Raw genomic sequence first — 18426 nt, 5'->3', positions numbered from 1 at the left:
TGGCGACTCCGTCAGGGGGTGTCCTGCTGATAATCATAGTCGCTGCGCGACGGTTGCGCTGGCACTCCCTCAGGCGCAAAAGGATGACTTTCGACGGCGACCGGAGACCTCGAGTGATCGCGAAACCACTGCCGGTAACCTTTCACCACAAAACCTTCGCTTCGCGCAATGTATGCCTCACGATCGGCGGCATACACCTGACGCAATGCAAACCACGGGACGCCAGGCAGATCGTGATGCACCAGATGGTAATTCAGGTTCAGGAACAAGATCCGCCACACCAGACCGGCTTCGTTCAGGGTGGATCGCGCCTCGGGCGCATGTTCGGCACGGTGTTCGAAGAAAGAGCGGACTTTCGTCAGGCTGAGCGCCGGATAACTCACCGCCAGAATAAAAAAGGCAGGCGATAAACCGCGCTGTGCCATCCAGTACAGCAATCCCGCCAGCAAAATACCGTGCGTCAGCCACATCGTGACCGCCCGCCAGTCGCCACGAAACACCGCCGTGAATGCGCCGGTCAGCGTGCTGCAAATATCCAGCAGCGGGCCGAGCAGCATTCTGCCCGGCAGGGTATTGCGTAATCGAACCAGCGCTTTCATTGCCGGTGAAAGCGTTTCCCAGCTGTTGCGGCTGAAGTAATAGCCTTCGGGATCGTCGCCGGGCAGCGTGAGATGTTCATTAACGTGATGCTGCAAATGGGTATCGCGATACAGGCCGTACGGATACCAGACCGCCAGCGGCAGCGTGCCCATCAGCTGATTAAACCAGGGTTTGCGGGTCGGGTGGCCGTGAATAAGTTCATGTTGCAGCGACATGTACCATGTGGTGAACCAAATCAGCAGCGGCGTGCCGATCCACACGCCGAGCGACGTCCAGAACATGACGACGGCAAACCAGCCGCTGTAGACGGCAACGATAAGCGCCCAGGTTGGTAATTCCAGCCGCCACAGGATGCGGCGGGAACGGGCCACGATATCCGCCCGCTGTCGGGCGCTGAGGTAAAAGGAGGTCGACGCCATAATTTTCCGCGCTGCTGATGATAAAGGCTTCGGCAAATTATCCCGCATCCCGGCACTTCGGCGAACTGACTTAAAATGCATTCTATTGCCAGTTCAGCGCTAAAGACCTGCGGCACAGTTCAGGCGTAAAAAAGCCCGCCGGAGCGGGCTGGAGACGTCTTATAACTCAGCTTAACCTTGCAGATCTTTCTGCACAGCCTGAGTGAATTCGTCCATCGGGCAGAACCCCTGTTTATCGACGGCACAGCCTTCGATTTGCAGCGTCACACGCTCAGGAGGATTTTTGATACTCAGCGCAACATTGTTACGGATTTGCTTCGCGGTCGGATAAATGTATTCGATCTTCATCAAATCTTTATTGGCTTTTTTGTCATGCCAGCGCTGGAAAACAACGGTGCCGCTGATTGGCGTACGTTCGTACTGACCCGGTAAGGTGTAGTCCTGCGTTTTCAGCGCGGCGAGCAGCGAGGCGATATTCGAATCATGCCCGACCAGCACGGCCAGTTTTGACTGCTGTGCCGCTTTTTCGTCAGCGGTATTCGCCAGTTTTGGATCCAGTGAGCCGGCAATAAAGGTGAGCAACGGTTTAGCCGCGTTCGCCGCAATCGCTGGCGAGCCGAAAAGGGTCTCGTGATACAGATTTTTGATAGTTTCCAGCTTCGTCCATTGTTCAGGCGTACTGATTTTTCCCCATGCGATGTCTTTCATCGGGAAACCTTCGTAATACTGCAACATGAACGCGTCGGTCGCACCGGTCGCCATGCGCAGAGGCCCGGTAATACCCGGCTCTTTGCCCTGCGTCAGCACGACATCCGACGGCTGAGATGCCAGATCGCACTGTTGTTTCTCTTTACAGATTTTGCTGTTTTTGTAATCGAGAATACTTTCCAGCAGTTGGTAATTGGGTTTCAGACGCTGATTCAACCCCGCCAGACCGCCCTCACCCGCATGCTGATTAACAGAATTCAGCGCGCTGGTTTTGAAGGTTTCGTTCACTTCGGCAGTAATAATGGGGTTAAAGACCGGATCCATTTTACCGATTTCCACGCGGTTGATGACCGCCACATCACAGCCGGGGAAAGCGCCGGTCGTAAAGTGTTTCGCGGTATCAATGGTGCGCGGCAAACTGTTGGCGTAAGTGAAGACTTGCGCGTTTGCAGGACATCCGGCGGCAGGCAGCAGTTTGTCTTTCGCCAGCCAGGCGCGGAAATAATGTCCCATATGCTCGGAAACCTGACCGCCTTTTGGCGTCAGCAAGCCGCCTTCAGTTTTCCAGACAGGCCAGGTATGCGTGGTGGATTCCGCCAGCACATCACCATAATTGACCAGCGGCGCACGGATACCGTGGCGGCTAAGCACCAGCACCTGTTGCAGTTCTAAATTATCGGACTGAGCGGCCTGAGCGACAGGCACAGAGAGCGGCAAAACGCAGGCAAGTGCAGACAATGCAAGAAAACGGGATGCTTTTTTCACGAGTGATCCTCTTGATGAATAGTTTTGTAGATTCCCTGAAATAAAAAATCACCGCAGGATCCAACAGATTGATTCCTGCGATGAATTTCTAGCATAGTGGAATATTCACCAGAAGTGGGGGATCAGGTTCACAACCTGCGTCCGGGGCTTTGTTCAGTCACAAAGAAACTGATTCAGAACTGATAACGCAGCCAGGCAAAGAACACGTTGCCATTGTTGTGAGTACCGGGAATATAGGTCGCCTGAAAAGTGAGTTTGTCATAGCCAACCGAAGCCAGCGGTAATACGATCGGAATAGGAATATATTTATAGTCATCTCGCGCAGTGACCGCCGCCGTATAACCTAATCCTAAACGAAAATCTTTATCATTCATTGGCTGCCATATTTTTTCCCAGCCATAACCCCCGATCGGTTGCCATTTATTATGTGAGTCTTTAAACGCCATAAAATAGATGCCGTTCCAGTTTCCTTTCTCATCATATCGGGAAATACCATAACCTCCGCCCCACGGACGTTCGTTATATCTGTCAGTTTTTTCTTTGTCATAAGCCAGGCGGTTGTGCCAGGTAATGACCGGCAGATAGAGGTCCTGGGAATCAGAATCGTTCCAGGTGCTGGACACGTTATCTTTGAAAGTATCCCACATCTGCGGAAAAATGGACTGCGTGCCATCTTTATTGGGGGTGTTCATCGGGTCCAGCCCGCTATTGGATGCCCAGACTGGCGAACTTAACCCTAATGTCACCACCACAATGAAACCAGCTATGACTTTATTGATTAGCATTTTCATAATAACTCCCTGCATTGAGGTAGTATCATAAACAAAGCCTGGCTCAATAAAGTAAACGTAGGTATAACGAAAAAACCTTATTGCCGTTAATCTAATGAATTTAAAGCGTTTAAATTATGTATTATCAGAATTATCCTTAAATGATTTAGATTCTGTTTATACAATTACCACCTAGAATCCCCAGAACACTCAGAATATCCGCAGAGAGGCTGCGAGAATTATCCTATTATTAAACTAAAGTAATTAAATTAATTATCAAAACTGAAAGCGGAACCAGCCAAAAAGTACATTACCTTTGCTGTTGGCGCCTGGCACGTAAGTTGCCTGGAACGTCAGCCGGGAATAGCCTGCTGAAACCAGAGGCAGAACCATCGGGAAAGGAACGTAATCATAATTATCACGCGCCGAGACGGCAGTAATATATCCGGCGCCTAAACGGAATTCTTTATCATTCAGGGGTTGCCATATCTTTTCATAACCATAACCGGCAACGGGTTCCCATTTATTAAAGGAGTCTTTAAACGCCATAGCATAAAGCGCATGCCAGTTTCCTTTTTTATCATAGCGAGAAACACCGTAACCCCCGCCCCATGGATGTTCGTTATATCCATCAATTTGTTTTTCACTGTGAGTATGACGATTGTGGCGTGTTAATACGGGCAGAAAGAGATCCTGGTGCTGCGGAGCATTCCAGGTTTCCGCAATATTATTTTTATATGCAGACCATAAACTTTCGTTATTACCCTGTTCAGAAACAGTTTGAGTTTGCGGAACTATCACACTTTCCTCTGCCTGCGCAGGGTTAGCGGTAAGTAAAAAAGCAGCATAAATTGAAAAAGAGAATATTGCGCTTAGATTTAATAAACGGATATTTTTCATTGAAATGAACGCCCTGTTAATTTGACCGGGGCATCATATAATGTAAAAACTATATAAATATTGAATCATGCATTAAGTAATCATAAACAATGCAGATGTGATTTTTTATAAACATTTAAAAACAATAGGTTATGAATTGTCGCACAAAAAAATACTGAAACATTAATTTACATTTAGGGGATCTGACTTCTCAAGGCCACATATTTTGTGGCGTGCAGATATAAAAAAACCGCAGGGCTTTCGCGCTGCGGATTTTTATTACTGACGCAATTTGGCGTATCAGCCCAACTGTTTACGCGCATTACGGAACATACGCATCCACGGGCTATCTTCGCCCCACTCTTCCGGGTGCCAGGAGTTACTGACGGTACGGAAGACTCGCTCAGGATGCGGCATCATTACGGTAACGCGACCTGACAGGTTTGTGACTGCAGTAATCCCGTTCGGTGAACCGTTCGGATTCGCCGGATAGTTTTCCGTCACCTGACCGTGGTTATCCACAAAGCGTAGCGCCACCAGATTGCTGTGCTCAATCTGTGCCAGATGCGCAGCGTCTCGCACTTCCACATGGCCTTCGCCGTGTGAAACCGCAATTGGCATACGTGAACCGGCCATGCCCTGCATGAACATCGACGGGCTGGCGGTCACTTCTACCAGACTGAAGCGCGCTTCGAAGCGGTCAGACAGGTTACGCACAAAGCGTGGCCAGTGTTCTGCGCCCGGAATCAGCTCTTTCAGGTTGGACATCATCTGACAGCCGTTACACACGCCCAGCGCCAGTGTTTGCGGACGATGGAAGAACTCGGCGAACTCTTCACGCACGCGGTCGTTGAACAGGACAGACTTCGCCCAGCCTTCACCTGCGCCCAGCACGTCACCGTAGGAGAACCCGCCGCACGCTACCAGCGTGTGGAAATCCTGCAAATCACGGCGACCGGCCAGCAGATCACTCATGTGGACGTCTACTGCGTCGAAACCTGCGCGGTGGAAGGCGGCTGCCATTTCCACGTGAGAGTTCACACCCTGCTCACGCAGCACCGCGACTTTCGGACGCGCACCTTTGGCGATGTAAGGCGCAGCAACGTCTTCGTCAGGTGCGAACGTCAGTTTGACGTTCAGACCCGGATCGAGATCGTGCGTTTTGGCCTGATGTTCCTGATCGGCACATTCCGGGTTATCACGCAGACGCTGCATCTGCCAGGTGGTTTCCGCCCACCAGGTACGCAACGTGGTGCGGCTTTCGCTGTACACCGGTTTGTCGCCATGAGTGATGATGAAACGGTCGCCGGTTTCCACTGTACCGAGGTAATGCGTGCAATCCGCCAGGCCAAATTTCGCCAGCGTCTGCTCAACGGCATCACGGTCCTCTGCGCGAACCTGAATCACCGCACCCAGCTCCTCATTGAACAAGGCCGCCAGCGCGTCATTGCCGAGTGCAGCGATATCCGCCGTCAGGCCGCAATGACCAGCAAAGGCCATCTCGGCGAGCGTGACCAGCAAACCGCCGTCGGAACGGTCATGGTAAGCCAGCAGTTTCTGCTCAGAGACCAGCGCCTGCATAGCATTGAAGAAGCCACCGAGCTGTTCTGCACTGCGCACGTCAGCAGGGGTATTACCCAACTGACGATAAACCTGTGCCAGCGCCGTTGCACCCAGCGCATTATGACCGGCACCCAGATCCACCAGCAGCAGCGCGGTATCGCCTTTATCCGTGCGCAGCTGTGGCGTCACGGTATGACGCACGTCTTCGACGCGGGCAAACGCGGTGATAACCAGGGACAGCGGTGACGTCATCTCGCGTTGTTCGTTGCCTTCCTGCCAGCGGGTTTTCATCGACATAGAGTCTTTGCCCACAGGTATGGTGATACCCAGCGCCGGACAAAGCTCTTCACCCACGGCTTTCACCGCCGCGTACAGACCGGCATCTTCGCCCGGATGACCGGCCGCTGACATCCAGTTAGCAGAAAGCTTCACGCGCTTGAGGCTGCCAATTTCCACCGCCGCGATGTTGGTCAGCGCTTCGCCGACGGCCATGCGCCCGGAAGCGGCGAAGTCCAGCAGCGCAATCGGTGCACGTTCGCCCAGAGACATCGCTTCGCCATAATAGCTGTCGAGGCTGGCAGTGGTGACGGCGCAGTCAGCGACAGGGATCTGCCACGGGCCGACCATCTGATCACGCGCAACCATGCCGGTAACCGTACGGTCGCCGATAGTGATCAGGAAAGTTTTCTCTGCCACCGCAGGCAGATGCATCACGCGTTTTACTGCTTCAGCGATCTGAATATTTTCCGCGTTAAGGTCATCACCGTTCGCTTTCAGCGTCGTGACGTCACGGGTCATTTTCGGCGTTTTGCCGAGCAGCACGTCCAGCGGCATATCAATCGGCTGGTTGTCGAAATGGTTGTCTTCCAGAGACAAGTGCATTTCTTCTGTCGCTTCGCCGATCACGGCGTAAGGCGCGCGCTCGCGTTTACAGATGGCATCGAACTGTTCGAGCTGAGCAGGTGCGACCGCCATCACGTAACGTTCCTGAGATTCGTTACACCAGACTTCCAGCGGGCTCATGCCCGGCTCGTCGTTGAGGATATCGCGCAACTGGAAGCGGCCGCCACGGTTGCCGTCGCTTACCAGTTCCGGCATGGCGTTGGATAAGCCGCCCGCGCCGACGTCATGGATGAACAGAATCGGGTTGTCTTCACCGAGCTGCCAGCAGCGATCGATGACTTCCTGGCAGCGACGTTCCATTTCCGGGTTATCGCGCTGTACGGAAGCAAAATCCAGATCAGCATCGGACTGGCCAGAGGCCATAGAAGAAGCCGCACCGCCGCCCAGACCGATATTCATCGCAGGACCGCCGAGGACAATCAACTTCGCACCAACGGTGATCTCGCCTTTTTGCACGTGATCGGCACGGATGTTACCAATGCCTCCCGCCAGCATGATCGGTTTGTGGTAACCGCGCAGCTCCGGGCCGTTGTGGCTGTTGACGTTTTCTTCGTAAGTACGGAAGTAGCCCAACAGCGCCGGGCGACCAAATTCATTGTTGAACGCTGCGCCGCCCAGCGGACCGTCGGTCATGATATCGAGCGCGGTAACGATGCGATCCGGCTTACCGAAATCTTCTTCCCACGGCTGTTCAAAGCCCGGAATTCGCAGGTTAGAAACGGAGAAACCGACCAGACCCGCTTTTGGTTTTGCCCCGCGACCGGTTGCGCCTTCGTCACGGATTTCACCACCGGATCCCGTTGCCGCGCCCGGCCACGGAGAAATTGCCGTCGGGTGATTGTGGGTCTCGACCTTCATCAGGATATGCGCCTGCTCCTGATGGAAATCGTACAGACCGTCTTTCGCATCGGCGTAAAAACGGCCAACCTGCGAACCTTCCATCACAGCGGCGTTATCTTTATACGCAGAAAGCACGTAGTCCGGCGTCTGTTCGAAGGTATTTTTGATCATCTTAAACAGGGATTTCGGCTGCGTTTCGCCGTCGATAACCCAGTCAGCGTTGAAGATTTTGTGGCGGCAGTGTTCGGAGTTAGCCTGCGCGAACATATAGAGTTCGATGTCAGTCGGGTTGCGCCCCAACGACGTAAAGGCTTCCATCAGGTAGTCAATTTCGTCCTGCGCCAGCGCCAGACCCAGTTTGGTGTTGGCGCTTTCCAGCGCGCTGCGACCTTCGCCAAGAATATCTACATGCTGTACCGGCGCGGGCTGATGTTGTGCGAACAAAGCGCTGGCGTCTTCCAGCTTACCGAAGAGGGTTTCCATCATCCGGTCATGCAGCAATGCGCCCAGCTGTGCCCATTGCGCGTCGGTCAGTTGCGGTGCCTGTACGTAGAATGCCAGACCGCGCTCCAGACGCAGCACCTGAGATAAACCGCAGTTGTGAGCGATGTCAGTGGCTTTGGAAGACCACGGAGAAATGGTGCCGGGACGTGGAGTGACCAGCAGTAAGCGGCCAGTTGGAGCGTGTTCAGCGAGAGAAGGACCGTATTTCAGGAGGCGTTGTAACTTGGTTTGTTCGTCCGAACTCAGCGGTGCGCTGACATCGGCAAAGTGTACATATTCGGCGTAGACATCGCTGACCGGAAGGTGGGCATCCTGACAGCGGGACAACAATTTGTTAATGCGAAAAGCCGACAAAGCGGGCGAACCACGCAGTATTTCCATAATCACAGATCTCTCGTCTTCGAAGACACTGACCACAGTGCTTCATTGGGCGCAACAGGGGGAAAACGCGGCCTATTATAAAGAAAGCCATCGCCCGACGAAACCGTTTGCGCAGGGAATATTGATATTCATTTATAGGCGGACATTTTGTGCGGGCATTATGAATAAAGTTGCAGACTGCCGTTTTGTTGAGCAAAATGCGTCAGCACTGGGGATATAACCATACTAACTGCACAGCATATCGTATAAAAACAAGAGCGCCGCAGCGAGATAACTATTTGACGCGACTAAAAATTAATTATGTCCTGATGGGGATTGCCGCCCTGTTGCTGGCGCTGGCCTTATGGCCTGCCGTGCCGTGGCACAGGGGTGATGGCGACCAGTTGGATCAAATAAAATCCCGTGGAGAATTGCGCGTCAGCACGCTCAATTCTCCACTGACTTTTATGGACTCCCCGGAAGGTAATCTCGGCTTCGATTACGAGCTGGCGAAACGCTTTGCAGATTATCTGGGCGTGACGCTGGTCGTCTCTCAGCACACCACCGTTGACGCCATGTTCAGTGAGCTGGACCACGATAAAGCCGACATGCTGGCATCGGGTCTGGTTTACAACAATGAACGGCTGAAAAACTACCGGGCCGGGCCAGAATACTATTCCATTTCGCAGCAGCTGGTTTACCGGCAGGGTGCCGCACGCCCGAAAAGCTTCGCCGACATTAAAGGCACGCTCATGGTTTCCGCTGGCACCGCGCATATTGCGACGCTCGAAGCCGCGGGCAAAAAATTCCCTAACCTGACGTGGAGCACCACAGACAAGATGTCGCCGCGCGACCTGCTGCAACAGGTGGAAAACGGCACGCTGGATTACACTCTGGGCGATTCCGTGACTATTGCACTGATGCAGCGTGTGTATCCGCGTCTGGCCGTTGCCTTCGACGTCACCGAAGATGAACCCGTCACCTGGTATTACCGCAAGCAGCCGGACGATGACAGCCTCTCCGCCGCCATGCTGGATTTTTTCAGCCAGATTGCCGACGACGGTACGCTGGAGAAACTCGAGGAAAAATACCTCGGCCACGTAGGCGACTTCGATTACGTCGATACTCGCACCTTCCTCAATGCCATCGACAAAACGCTGCCGGATCTGCAGCCGCTGTTTGAAAAGTACGCACAGGACATCGACTGGCGGTTGCTGGCTGCTATTGCTTATCAGGAATCACATTGGGATCCACAGGCCAAATCACCGACCGGCGTGCGTGGCGTGATGATGTTAACCCGTGCAACGGCATCCGGGCTGGACGTGGATGACAGAACCGATGCAGAGCAAAGTATTCGCGGCGGTGCGCTCTATCTATCGAGGCTGATGGAAAAGATGCCGGAAACCATTCCGCAGGATGAGAAAATCTGGTTTGCCCTTGCCGCGTATAACATGGGTTACGGCCACATGCTGGATGCCCGTAAGCTGACGGCGCAGCAGAAAGCCAACCCCGACAGCTGGGCGGATGTAAAACAGCGGTTGCCGATGCTGAATCAAAAACGTTATATCGGCCGCACAACCTACGGCTATGCGCGTGGGACTCAGGCCTACAATTACGTCGAAAACATCCGTCGCTATCAGCTCAGTCTGGTGGGGTATCTGATGGAAAGAGAGAAAAAACAGGCGCAACAGGCAGCGTTGCAAGCTCAGTTAGGCCAGGGCTATCCGGTGGTGGATACGAAGGAAGCGCTGGAGGAATAATCCTGTGATCATTCTTCCGGCGGTGCGCCATTTTCAGCAACGCGTTGCGCCAGCCGCAGCGCTTTTTTCTGACTGCGACGATAACGGAAGAATGCGCTCAGCTGTTCCGAACAGGCATCGGCCATTATGCCGGATGTGATTTCTACCTGATGATTCATGCCCGGATGGCGCAACACATCGATCAGGGAACCGGCAGCCCCGGTTTTGGCGTCTGCGGCACCATACACTACGCGGCGGATCCGGCTGTGGATCATCGCGCCCGCACACATCACACAAGGCTCCAGCGTGACATACAGCGTGGCGTCAATCAGGCGATAGTTTTGTACCACCTTGCCGCCCTGCCGCAGCGCCATAATTTCGGCATGTGCGGTGGGATCGTGACGACCGATGGAACGGTTCCAGCCCTCGCCAATGACCTGATTATCTAAAACCAGCACGGCACCTACGGGCACTTCACCTTCATCCTGTGCTTTAAGTGCCAGATTCATGGCATGGTGCATCCAGAACTCATCATCTTTTACTTCTGCCAACTCAACCTCTGCCACTTCAACCTCAATCATTTTAAACCGGCCATCATTATACCTTTCTTCGGGTAGCTCGCGCACGTCGGCGGGACGTGTCAAAGAAAACTATTCACAGCAATGATTGAACAGTTTACCTCATGGATATTTATCAATGAATTTGTCTCCATGAAATCAAAACCGGAGACAATAACCTTGTAATTCATAAAGGTAATTTATTTATTACCCACCAAAAGCAGAAATTATTGCGGTAGATCAATCGGTGTTACCGGTAACAATCATAAGCTTTATTTGTACCTCATAAGAATTAACAATAAGGAAATACATTATGGCTACCGCAACTTTCTTCATCCCTTCTGTCAACGTAATTGGTTCAGGCGCACTCCACGATGCAGCGTCTGCCATCGCACAGCACGGTTTCCACCACGCGCTGATCGTTACCGATAAAGTGCTGTTCGATATCGGCGTCGTAAAACAGGTTCAGGAATTACTGGCGCAAAGCGATGTGCAAAGCAGCATCTACCACGGAACACATCCCAACCCGACCACCCGCAATGTGCGTGAAGGTTTGGAAATTCTGCAACGTGATGCCTGTGATTGCGTGATTTCCCTCGGTGGGGGTTCACCGCACGACTGCGCAAAAGGGATCGCCCTGCTCGCCACTAACGGCGGCGACATCAAAGATTACGAAGGCGTTGACCGTTCTGCTAAACCACAGTTGCCGCTGATCTCCATTAACACCACCGCCGGTACAGCATCCGAAATGACCCGCTTTTGCATTATCACGGATGAAGCACGTCATATCAAAATGGCCATCGTCGATAAGAATGTGACGCCGCTGATGTCCGTCAACGATCCGCATCTGATGGCTGGAATGCCAAAAGGGCTGACTGCCGCAACCGGTATGGACGCATTAACGCACGCGATTGAAGCCTATGTGTCCAGCGCCGCGAATCCGATCACCGATGCCTGTGCGCTGAAAGCGGTCACCATGATTGCCGATTCGCTGCGCACCGCCGTCAACGATGGCGCCAACATGCCAGCGCGTGAAAACATGGCCTACGCACAGTTCCTGGCCGGGATGGCGTTTAATAACGCGTCACTCGGGTATGTTCACGCGATGGCGCACCAGTTAGGCGGTTTCTACAATCTGCCGCACGGTGTCTGTAATGCGGTGCTGCTTCCGTTCGTACAGGAATATAACGCCCGCGTGGCCAGCCCGCGTCTTAAAGACATCGCCGCCGCAATGCACATTGATGTCGCCGGTATGACAGACGAGCAAGGTGCCAAAGCCTGTATCGATGCGATCCGCCAGCTGTCAGGCGACGTGGGTATTCCGGCCGGTCTGTGTGATTTGAATGTGAAAGAAGAAGATTTTAATACGCTGGCCACCAACGCGCTGAACGATGCCTGTGCGCTGACTAACCCGATTCAGGGGACACATCAGGATATTGTTGCGATTTTCAAAGCGGCAATGTAGCCCTTCCAGGAAAGTTTCTTAACCCTGGCGGGATCGCCGGGGAAAGAAAAACAGAAAAGGCCGGAAATCCGGCCTTTTCTGTTTGCGAGGCGCAGAGCCGGAAACGTCATTCCAGCTGCTGTAGCTCACCCTGTTTGCTGACGCGAAAACGGTGCTCGCAAAAGTACAGCAACGGGTTGTCCTGCTTGCTGTCGCTGTATCCGCTGTAGAGTTTCAGTGGCGAACCGATGCGGCTTTCCAGCTGTACGACCTTCTCTTCGCCGAGACAACGCAGTGGTAAAACCCAGCCGCCTTTAGCCCGCGCAATCCGGCTGCCCACCAGTTTCACCTGCGGTAAAAACAGCGATTCGTGATACACCTGCTTCACCAGACTTTCCGGCGACCCGGTAATCAGCCAGACTTCGGTATCATCGCTGTCGAGATACTCCCGCAACCGTCGCTGAACCACCGGGAACTCCACCACTTTCTGGCGAAATGTATTCACAAACTGCAACTCCAGTGCCTTGAGTCGCGCCTCGCTGTGCCCGAAGGTGATCGCCCAAAGCAAAAGGCTCATCGGCCAGCGGGTCGCGCGCCCCTGAAAGAATAGCCCCAGCCCAATCAGCGGCAGTAAAGGCACCACCAGAATCAGATTTTGCGGCATACGCCAAAGCAGGAAACGTAAGAAGGATCCAAACATATCCTGCTGATGCAGCGTGCCATCAAGATCAAAAAACACTACCCGTCGGTCAGGCTTCGTTGTCAATCCGTTACTCCTCGGGATCGTTGAACCCCATCATCCAGGTAAATATAAAACCAGCTAATACCGTAATGACTAAACCTGCCAGATACAACATCACTTTGCCGGAAACAATGGTCAGCGCCAGCGGCAATCCTGAAATTCCAAAAGTGATTACCGTCGCGACTTTCCAATAACAGATTAGCGCACCGCCGACGGCTCCGCCCAGACATGCGCCGATAAAAGGTCGCCCGAGTGGCAATGTCACGCCAAATATCAGTGGCTCACCGATGCCCAAAATGCCGACTGGCAAGGCGCCTTTAATCACTTTTTTCAACCGTGCATTGCGGGTTTTCATATAGACCGCAATCGCCGCCCCCACCTGCCCGACGCCGGCCATTGCCAGGATCGGTAACAGTGGATTGGAACCGTGCGCCTGAATCAGCTCGACGTGGATCGGCACCAGCCCCTGATGTAAACCTGAGAGTACCAGCGGTAAAAACGCCCCAGCCAGAATAGCGCCGACCAGCAAACCGCCTTTGTCGATGGCGATATTCACGCCATGCGCGATACCGTCAGAGATGAGTCCGCCGAGCGGTTGCAGGATAATGATCGCCAGCGTCGCCGTAATCAGCGTGGTGATCAGCGGATTGAGGATCAGCTCAACGGATTCCGGCAACCACTGCCGCAGGCGTTTTTCCAGCCAGCACATCAGCGCAACGACCAGCAACACGGCAATCACGCCGCCACGGCCAGGCTGAAGTGTTTCCCCGAATAAGGTGATTTGCGCCAACGCCGGGCTCGAGAGGATCCCCGCCATCACGCCCCCCATCGCCTGCGAACCACCGAATACCCGCGCGGCGTTCACACCGACCAGAATATTCATGATGGCAAACACTGCACCGCCGAATACCGCCAGCAGCCCGAGAATATTCGGATATTCTGTCGCAATCGAACCGGCAATATCAGGCCGTTTAAGCAGATTGATGATGCCCATGATCAGGCCAGAGGCGATAAAAGCCGGAATAAGCGGGATAAAGACATCTGCCAGTTTGCGCAGCGCTCCGCTCATTGGTGCGGAATATTTGGCTTTCGCATTGGCCTTATTACGCGCGATGTCGTTTTCACCAGAGCCAGTGCGCACCGGGCTGAGCTGTAACCGCATGGCGTCCACGACTTTTGCCGCCGCACCCGGACCGACAATAAACTGATGCTGCTCTCCCTGCTTCAGATAGCCCTTTATACCTTCCAGCGTTTTCAGGCTGGCCAGATCCAGAAGCCCGTCGTCATGCACTTCCACGCGTACGCGCGTCATGCAGTTTTCCAGCTTACTGATATTTGCTTCACCGCCCACACCCTGCAAGATCTTCGAAGCCAGCAGGTGAGTTTTGTTCATCGCCGTCGCCATGCTTATCCCCTTTGCTTTAATCCGCCAGAGCTGCGCGCAGGAATCCATTGTGTTTTGTCAGACGCGCAATTGCCTGCTGCGCATCGATCCCCGCCAGCAACATCAGAATCGCCGGTTTCACTTCGAATTCGGTTTCTGACAAAGCCTGTTCAGCGGCTTCCCGCGCAGCTCCGGTGGCTTCAACCACAATGCGGCAGGCGCGATCGACCAGCTTAACGTTGGTCGCTTTCACATCCACCATCAGGTTCTGATAGACCTTACCGGTTTTGACCATCGCGCCGGTTGAAATCATATTCAGCACCAGTTTCTGCGCGGTGCCGGATTTCAGACGAGTGGAACCGGTCAGCGCTTCCGGACCGACGACCGGCGAAATCGCGATACTGGCTTCACGGGCAATCGGCGAATCAGGGTTGCAGGAAATCGCGACGGTGGAGCAACCGAGTTGCGTAGCGTAACGCAGCGCACCAATGACATAAGGTGTCCGCCCGCTGGCCGCAAGACCCACCACCGTATCTTTGGCGGTCAGATTGAGATTTTTTAAATCTTCGACCCCCAGCGCTTCGTTGTCTTCCGCGCCTTCCACGGCTTTAAGCATCGCACCCGGCCCACCGGCAATCAGGCCAATGACCATGGTGTGCGGGACGCCAAACGTCGGAGGGCACTCGGATGCATCCAGCACGCCCAGACGGCCGCTGGTTCCTGCGCCAAGATAAATCAGGCGCCCTCCGGCTTTAAATGAGGCGGCAGCCTTATCGACAGCCTGGGCGATTTGCGGAAGTACCTTATCGATCGCCTCCGGCACCTTGCGGTCTTCCCGGTTAAAGCAGGTCACCAGATCCAACGTAGACATTTCATCCAGATTCATCGTATCCGGGTTACGGCTCTCTGAAACCAGAGCACCTAAGTTCATCGTTTGATTCATTGCACACTCCTGAATTTTTAATTCAAATTAATTACACAATACTTGAATATTTTATTCATCAATGCGAGGAATATTTGCTACTTTAAAGAACATAATCAGTAAAACGTGATGTCGGTATTTTGAGGAACGGGGAAAACCCAGCATGAGTTGTATGATTCGGATCCGCCAGCTCTACCCAACGCTGGCACAAAATGACCGCAAGCTGGCCGATTTCTTACTGGAACAGCCGGATAAAGCACGCCATCTGAGCTCGCAGAAACTGGCGGAAATGGCGGGCGTCAGCCAGTCAGGCGTCGTGAAGTTCGCACAAAAATTAGGGTATAAAGGTTTTCCTGCGTTGAAACTGGCGATGAGCGAATCGCTGGCCTCCCCGAAAAACAATGCGCCTGTGACGGTGCACAATCAGATCCTCAGCACGGACAGTTTGCATGTGGTCGGGGAGAAATTGCTGGCAGAAAAACAGGCGGCGTTGCGCGCCACGCTGGATATTAACGGTGAGCCCCGGTTAAAGATTGGCTTATCCATGCTGGCCGATGCCAGAAAAATTGTGCTGACGGGCATCGGTGCGTCCGGTCTGGTCGCGAAGGATCTGGCGTATAAGCTGCTGAAAATCGGCGTGACAGCTATCGCCGAATCCGACACTCATGTGCTTATCGCCACTGTGCAGGCGCTGTCTAAAAAGGATTTGCTGCTGGCGATTTCATCGAGCGGCGAGCGCAGTGAAATAAATCTGGCGGCGAGGGTCGCACGTGAAAGCGGTGCGAAAGTACTGGCGATCACCGGTTTTACACCCAATACGCTACAACAGCAGGCCGACCACTGCCTGTATACCGTCGCCGAATTACCGGCTACGCGAGGTGCCGCGCTCTCGGCAACCACCGCGCAATATTCACTGACCGATCTGCTGTTCGTCGCACTGGTTCAGCAGGATACGGAACATGCGCCGGAGCGGATCCGCCACAGCGAAGAATTAGTAAAAAAGCTGGTTTGATCAGGATCAGTTCAGGCGTGGAAAGGCGCTGGCACGGAAACTATGCCAGCGCAATTCTGGTATACTGCGCGCCCTGATTATTGAAGATACGAGAAACGTTATGGCCCTGCTGATCACACACAAATGCATTAACTGCGATATGTGCGAACCGGAGTGCCCGAATCAGGCGATCTCGATGGGCAATGAGATTTACGAAATTGACAGCGATCGCTGTACGGAATGTGTCGGCCACTACGACAAGCCGACCTGCCAGAGCGTCTGCCCGATCGACAACACGATCATCATCAATCCGCAACACACCGAATCCAACGAGCAGCTTTGGGACAAATTCGTCGTACTGCATCACGCCGTGTAATTCAATTTTCGATGATCACCGTGGCGCACGCGTAACGTCGCTCATCGGCCAGCGTCACATGCACGTTTTTCACGCCCAGCTCCGCCGCCATTTCTGCGGCACGGGCGTGAAATATCAGCCCCGGTTTTCCCAGCACATCATTCACCACTTCAAACTGTTCAAACGCCAGCCCGTTACGGATGCCCGTGCCCAGCGCTTTCGCCGCGGCTTCTTTCACTGCAAAACGCTTTGCCAGAAAGCGAACCGGCTGCTGATGCTGCTGATAGACAGCCCATTCATTGGCGCACAAGATACGTTTTGCCAGCCGGTCGCCGCTGCGTGCAATCACTGCTTCGATACGGGTTATCTCAACGATATCCGTACCTAAACCTAAAATACTCATTAACGGCGCGCTTCCCGCATCAGGTTTTTCATTTCACGTACGGCACCCGATAAACCATCAATCACGGCCTGACCAATAATGGCGTGGCCAATGTTCAGCTCGTGCATCTCTGGCATCGCAGCGATCGGTTGTACGTTGTGGTAAGTCAGCCCGTGGCCGGCGTTCACTTTCAGCCCTTTGCCCGCGGCATAGGCGGCACCTTGTTTAATACGCTGAAGCTCAGCCTGGCGCTCAAGGTCAGTTTTCGCTTCGGCATACGCACCGGTATGAATTTCGATATAAGGCGCACCCACGGCAACGGCAGCGTCGATCTGGCGCAGATCCGCATCGATAAACAGGGAAACCAGAATGCCGGCTTCACTGAGACGGGAGACGGCGACGGTCATTTTGTCGATCTGCCCGGCAACGTCCAGCCCGCCTTCTGTGGTCACTTCTTCACGTTTTTCCGGAACCAGGCAGCAGAAATGCGGCAGAATTTCACAGGCAATGCCGACCATTTCATCGGTCACCGCCATTTCGAGATTCATGCGGGTCTGGATGGTCTGACGCAGAAGACGGACATCACGATCGGTGATATGGCGACGGTCTTCGCGCAGGTGAACGGTGATCCCGTCAGCTCCCGCCTGCTCAGCAATAAACGCCGCCTGAACCGGATCAGGGTAAGCCGTACCGCGTGCATTACGCAGTGTCGCGACATGATCAATGTTAACGCCTAACAGCAACTCAGCCATAACAGCTCCAGATTTAAGAATGGATTAATTTAAGAGTGGTTGAAAAAAACCAATTTCCGCAGTTTACACCCTGGGGTGCAGTGGCGTGTAGTCCGGGGAAAAAATTAGCTGGCAGAATTGTCAGAAGGTGCGACAGGCTTTTTGACCTGAAACTGGCGAAACAGCTCACGGCTTTTCAGCGGCTTACCGCCGAGATAGGGCTTGAGCGCAATACGGGTAAAACGTTTGGCGGCGCGCAGAGTGGCTACATCGGGGAAATCACGACTGGCCAACGCTTTCAAATCTTTACCGGTAAAGCTTGAATTGTCGATCACCAGACTGGCGATAAACCCTTTCTCTTCGCGATAACGATAGGTCATGGTGTCACTGACTTCTTCGCCGCTGCCCGCACAATGCAGAAAATCTACGCCGTAACCCAGATGATGCAGCAGTGCGAGTTCAAACTGACGCAGCGCATATTCCGGAGAGCCGGTCGCACCCGCCAAATTTTGCAGACAATTGAGATAATCGAAGAATAACGAAGAGTAGTTAGCTTCCTGTTCGAGCACGCGGGAAACCAGTTCGTTAACGTACAGGCCGCTGTAAAGCATCAGACCCGAGAGAGGAAGTGCCAGAGAGACCGGCTCGGCGTTACGCAGGGTTTTCACTTCTCCCCGCCCGCTCCAGCGAACCAGTAAAGGCGTAAAAGGCTGCAAGCAGCCTTTCAGATTGGACCGGCGGCCGCGCGCACCTTTTGCCAGTATGCGCACCCGCCCTTGTCCTTCAGTGAAAAGATCCAGCATGAGACTGGTTTCACTGTAAGGTCGCCCATGCAAAACAAATGCGCGTTGCCAGCCTTCCATAGGCG

At 53.6% G+C, this 18426-nt stretch carries 16 protein-coding genes; 4 read left to right on the top strand and 12 right to left on the bottom strand.

The window, feature by feature from the left end; genetic code table 11:
• Positions 1–11: 11 nt before the first annotated feature.
• The 5 genes from TU92_RS01790 to purL form a co-directional block, all read right to left on the bottom strand.
• Complete coding sequence (locus TU92_RS01790) at positions 12–1019, bottom strand: fatty acid desaturase (protein ID WP_112164258.1); 1008 nt, start codon at positions 1017–1019, stop codon at positions 12–14.
• A 171-nt stretch (positions 1020–1190) separates the two neighbouring features.
• On the bottom strand, positions 1191–2492 hold the full coding sequence (agp, locus tag TU92_RS01785) for a bifunctional glucose-1-phosphatase/inositol phosphatase (protein ID WP_112164257.1): 1302 nt from the start codon (positions 2490–2492) through the stop codon (positions 1191–1193).
• A 173-nt stretch (positions 2493–2665) separates the two neighbouring features.
• Positions 2666–3184 (bottom strand): lipid IV(A) palmitoyltransferase PagP, encoded by a 519-nt coding sequence (gene pagP, locus TU92_RS01780; RefSeq protein WP_167457487.1) that lies wholly within the window; start codon positions 3182–3184, stop codon positions 2666–2668.
• A gap of 354 nt (positions 3185–3538) precedes the next feature.
• A complete protein-coding gene (pagP, locus tag TU92_RS01775) occupies positions 3539–4162 on the bottom strand; it encodes a lipid IV(A) palmitoyltransferase PagP (RefSeq protein ID WP_112164256.1) in 624 nt (207 codons plus the stop codon).
• 279 nt (positions 4163–4441) lie between these two features.
• Positions 4442–8332 carry a phosphoribosylformylglycinamidine synthase gene (gene purL / locus TU92_RS01770; RefSeq protein ID WP_112164255.1) on the bottom strand — a complete coding sequence of 1297 codons (3891 nt, stop codon included), beginning with the start codon at positions 8330–8332 and terminating at the stop codon, positions 4442–4444.
• Between the two features lie 278 nt (positions 8333–8610).
• On the opposite strand from purL, the gene mltF reads away from it, so the two are divergent.
• Positions 8611–10071 (top strand): membrane-bound lytic murein transglycosylase MltF, encoded by a 1461-nt coding sequence (gene mltF / locus TU92_RS01765; protein WP_112164254.1) that lies wholly within the window; start codon positions 8611–8613, stop codon positions 10069–10071.
• Between the two features lie 8 nt (positions 10072–10079).
• Here the strand turns inward: mltF and tadA are convergent, their stop codons facing one another.
• A complete protein-coding gene (gene tadA / locus TU92_RS01760; RefSeq protein ID WP_112164253.1) occupies positions 10080–10631 on the bottom strand; it encodes a tRNA adenosine(34) deaminase TadA in 552 nt (183 codons plus the stop codon).
• A 289-nt stretch (positions 10632–10920) separates the two neighbouring features.
• Here tadA and yiaY point away from each other — a divergent pair, with 289 nt between their 5' ends.
• Complete coding sequence (gene yiaY, locus TU92_RS01755; RefSeq protein WP_112164252.1) at positions 10921–12072, top strand: L-threonine dehydrogenase; 1152 nt, start codon at positions 10921–10923, stop codon at positions 12070–12072.
• Between the two features lie 106 nt (positions 12073–12178).
• Here the strand turns inward: yiaY and yfhb are convergent, their stop codons facing one another.
• Genes yfhb through murQ form a run of 3 tightly spaced genes read right to left on the bottom strand, consistent with a single transcriptional unit; the run spans position 12179 to position 15108 of the window.
• Complete coding sequence (gene yfhb, locus TU92_RS01750; RefSeq protein ID WP_112164251.1) at positions 12179–12817, bottom strand: phosphatidylglycerophosphatase C; 639 nt, start codon at positions 12815–12817, stop codon at positions 12179–12181.
• A 4-nt stretch (positions 12818–12821) separates the two neighbouring features.
• On the bottom strand, positions 12822–14186 hold the full coding sequence (locus TU92_RS01745; protein ID WP_112164334.1) for a PTS transporter subunit EIIC: 1365 nt from the start codon (positions 14184–14186) through the stop codon (positions 12822–12824).
• A gap of 28 nt (positions 14187–14214) precedes the next feature.
• On the bottom strand, positions 14215–15108 hold the full coding sequence (murQ, locus tag TU92_RS01740) for an N-acetylmuramic acid 6-phosphate etherase (protein WP_112164333.1): 894 nt from the start codon (positions 15106–15108) through the stop codon (positions 14215–14217).
• A 154-nt stretch (positions 15109–15262) separates the two neighbouring features.
• Between murQ and TU92_RS01735 the strand changes: the two genes are divergently transcribed.
• Together TU92_RS01735 and TU92_RS01730 are read left to right on the top strand one after the other, a co-directional pair.
• Positions 15263–16111, top strand: a complete 849-nt coding sequence (locus TU92_RS01735; RefSeq protein ID WP_112164250.1) for a MurR/RpiR family transcriptional regulator — start codon at positions 15263–15265, stop codon at positions 16109–16111.
• A 100-nt stretch (positions 16112–16211) separates the two neighbouring features.
• Entirely contained in the window at positions 16212–16466 is a 255-nt protein-coding gene (locus TU92_RS01730; protein ID WP_056770866.1) for a YfhL family 4Fe-4S dicluster ferredoxin, read from the top strand.
• A 1-nt stretch (position 16467) separates the two neighbouring features.
• Here the strand turns inward: TU92_RS01730 and acpS are convergent, their stop codons facing one another.
• From acpS to recO, 3 genes are all read right to left on the bottom strand, one after another.
• The gene (acpS, locus tag TU92_RS01725; RefSeq protein WP_112164249.1) at positions 16468–16848 is read right to left on the bottom strand and encodes a holo-ACP synthase; all 381 of its coding nucleotides are present in this window, start codon (positions 16846–16848) and stop codon (positions 16468–16470) included.
• A complete protein-coding gene (gene pdxJ / locus TU92_RS01720) occupies positions 16848–17579 on the bottom strand; it encodes a pyridoxine 5'-phosphate synthase (RefSeq protein ID WP_112164248.1) in 732 nt (243 codons plus the stop codon). Before pdxJ ends, acpS begins: the two co-directional genes overlap by 1 nt.
• Positions 17580–17683: 104 nt before the next feature.
• A complete protein-coding gene (gene recO / locus TU92_RS01715) occupies positions 17684–18421 on the bottom strand; it encodes a DNA repair protein RecO (protein ID WP_112164247.1) in 738 nt (245 codons plus the stop codon).
• Positions 18422–18426 lie beyond the last annotated feature (5 nt).

This window comes from Rahnella inusitata (assembly GCF_003263515.1).
GTDB lineage: Bacteria > Pseudomonadota > Gammaproteobacteria > Enterobacterales > Enterobacteriaceae > Rahnella > Rahnella inusitata.
This window is presented reverse-complemented; position numbering and strand designations above follow the sequence as displayed.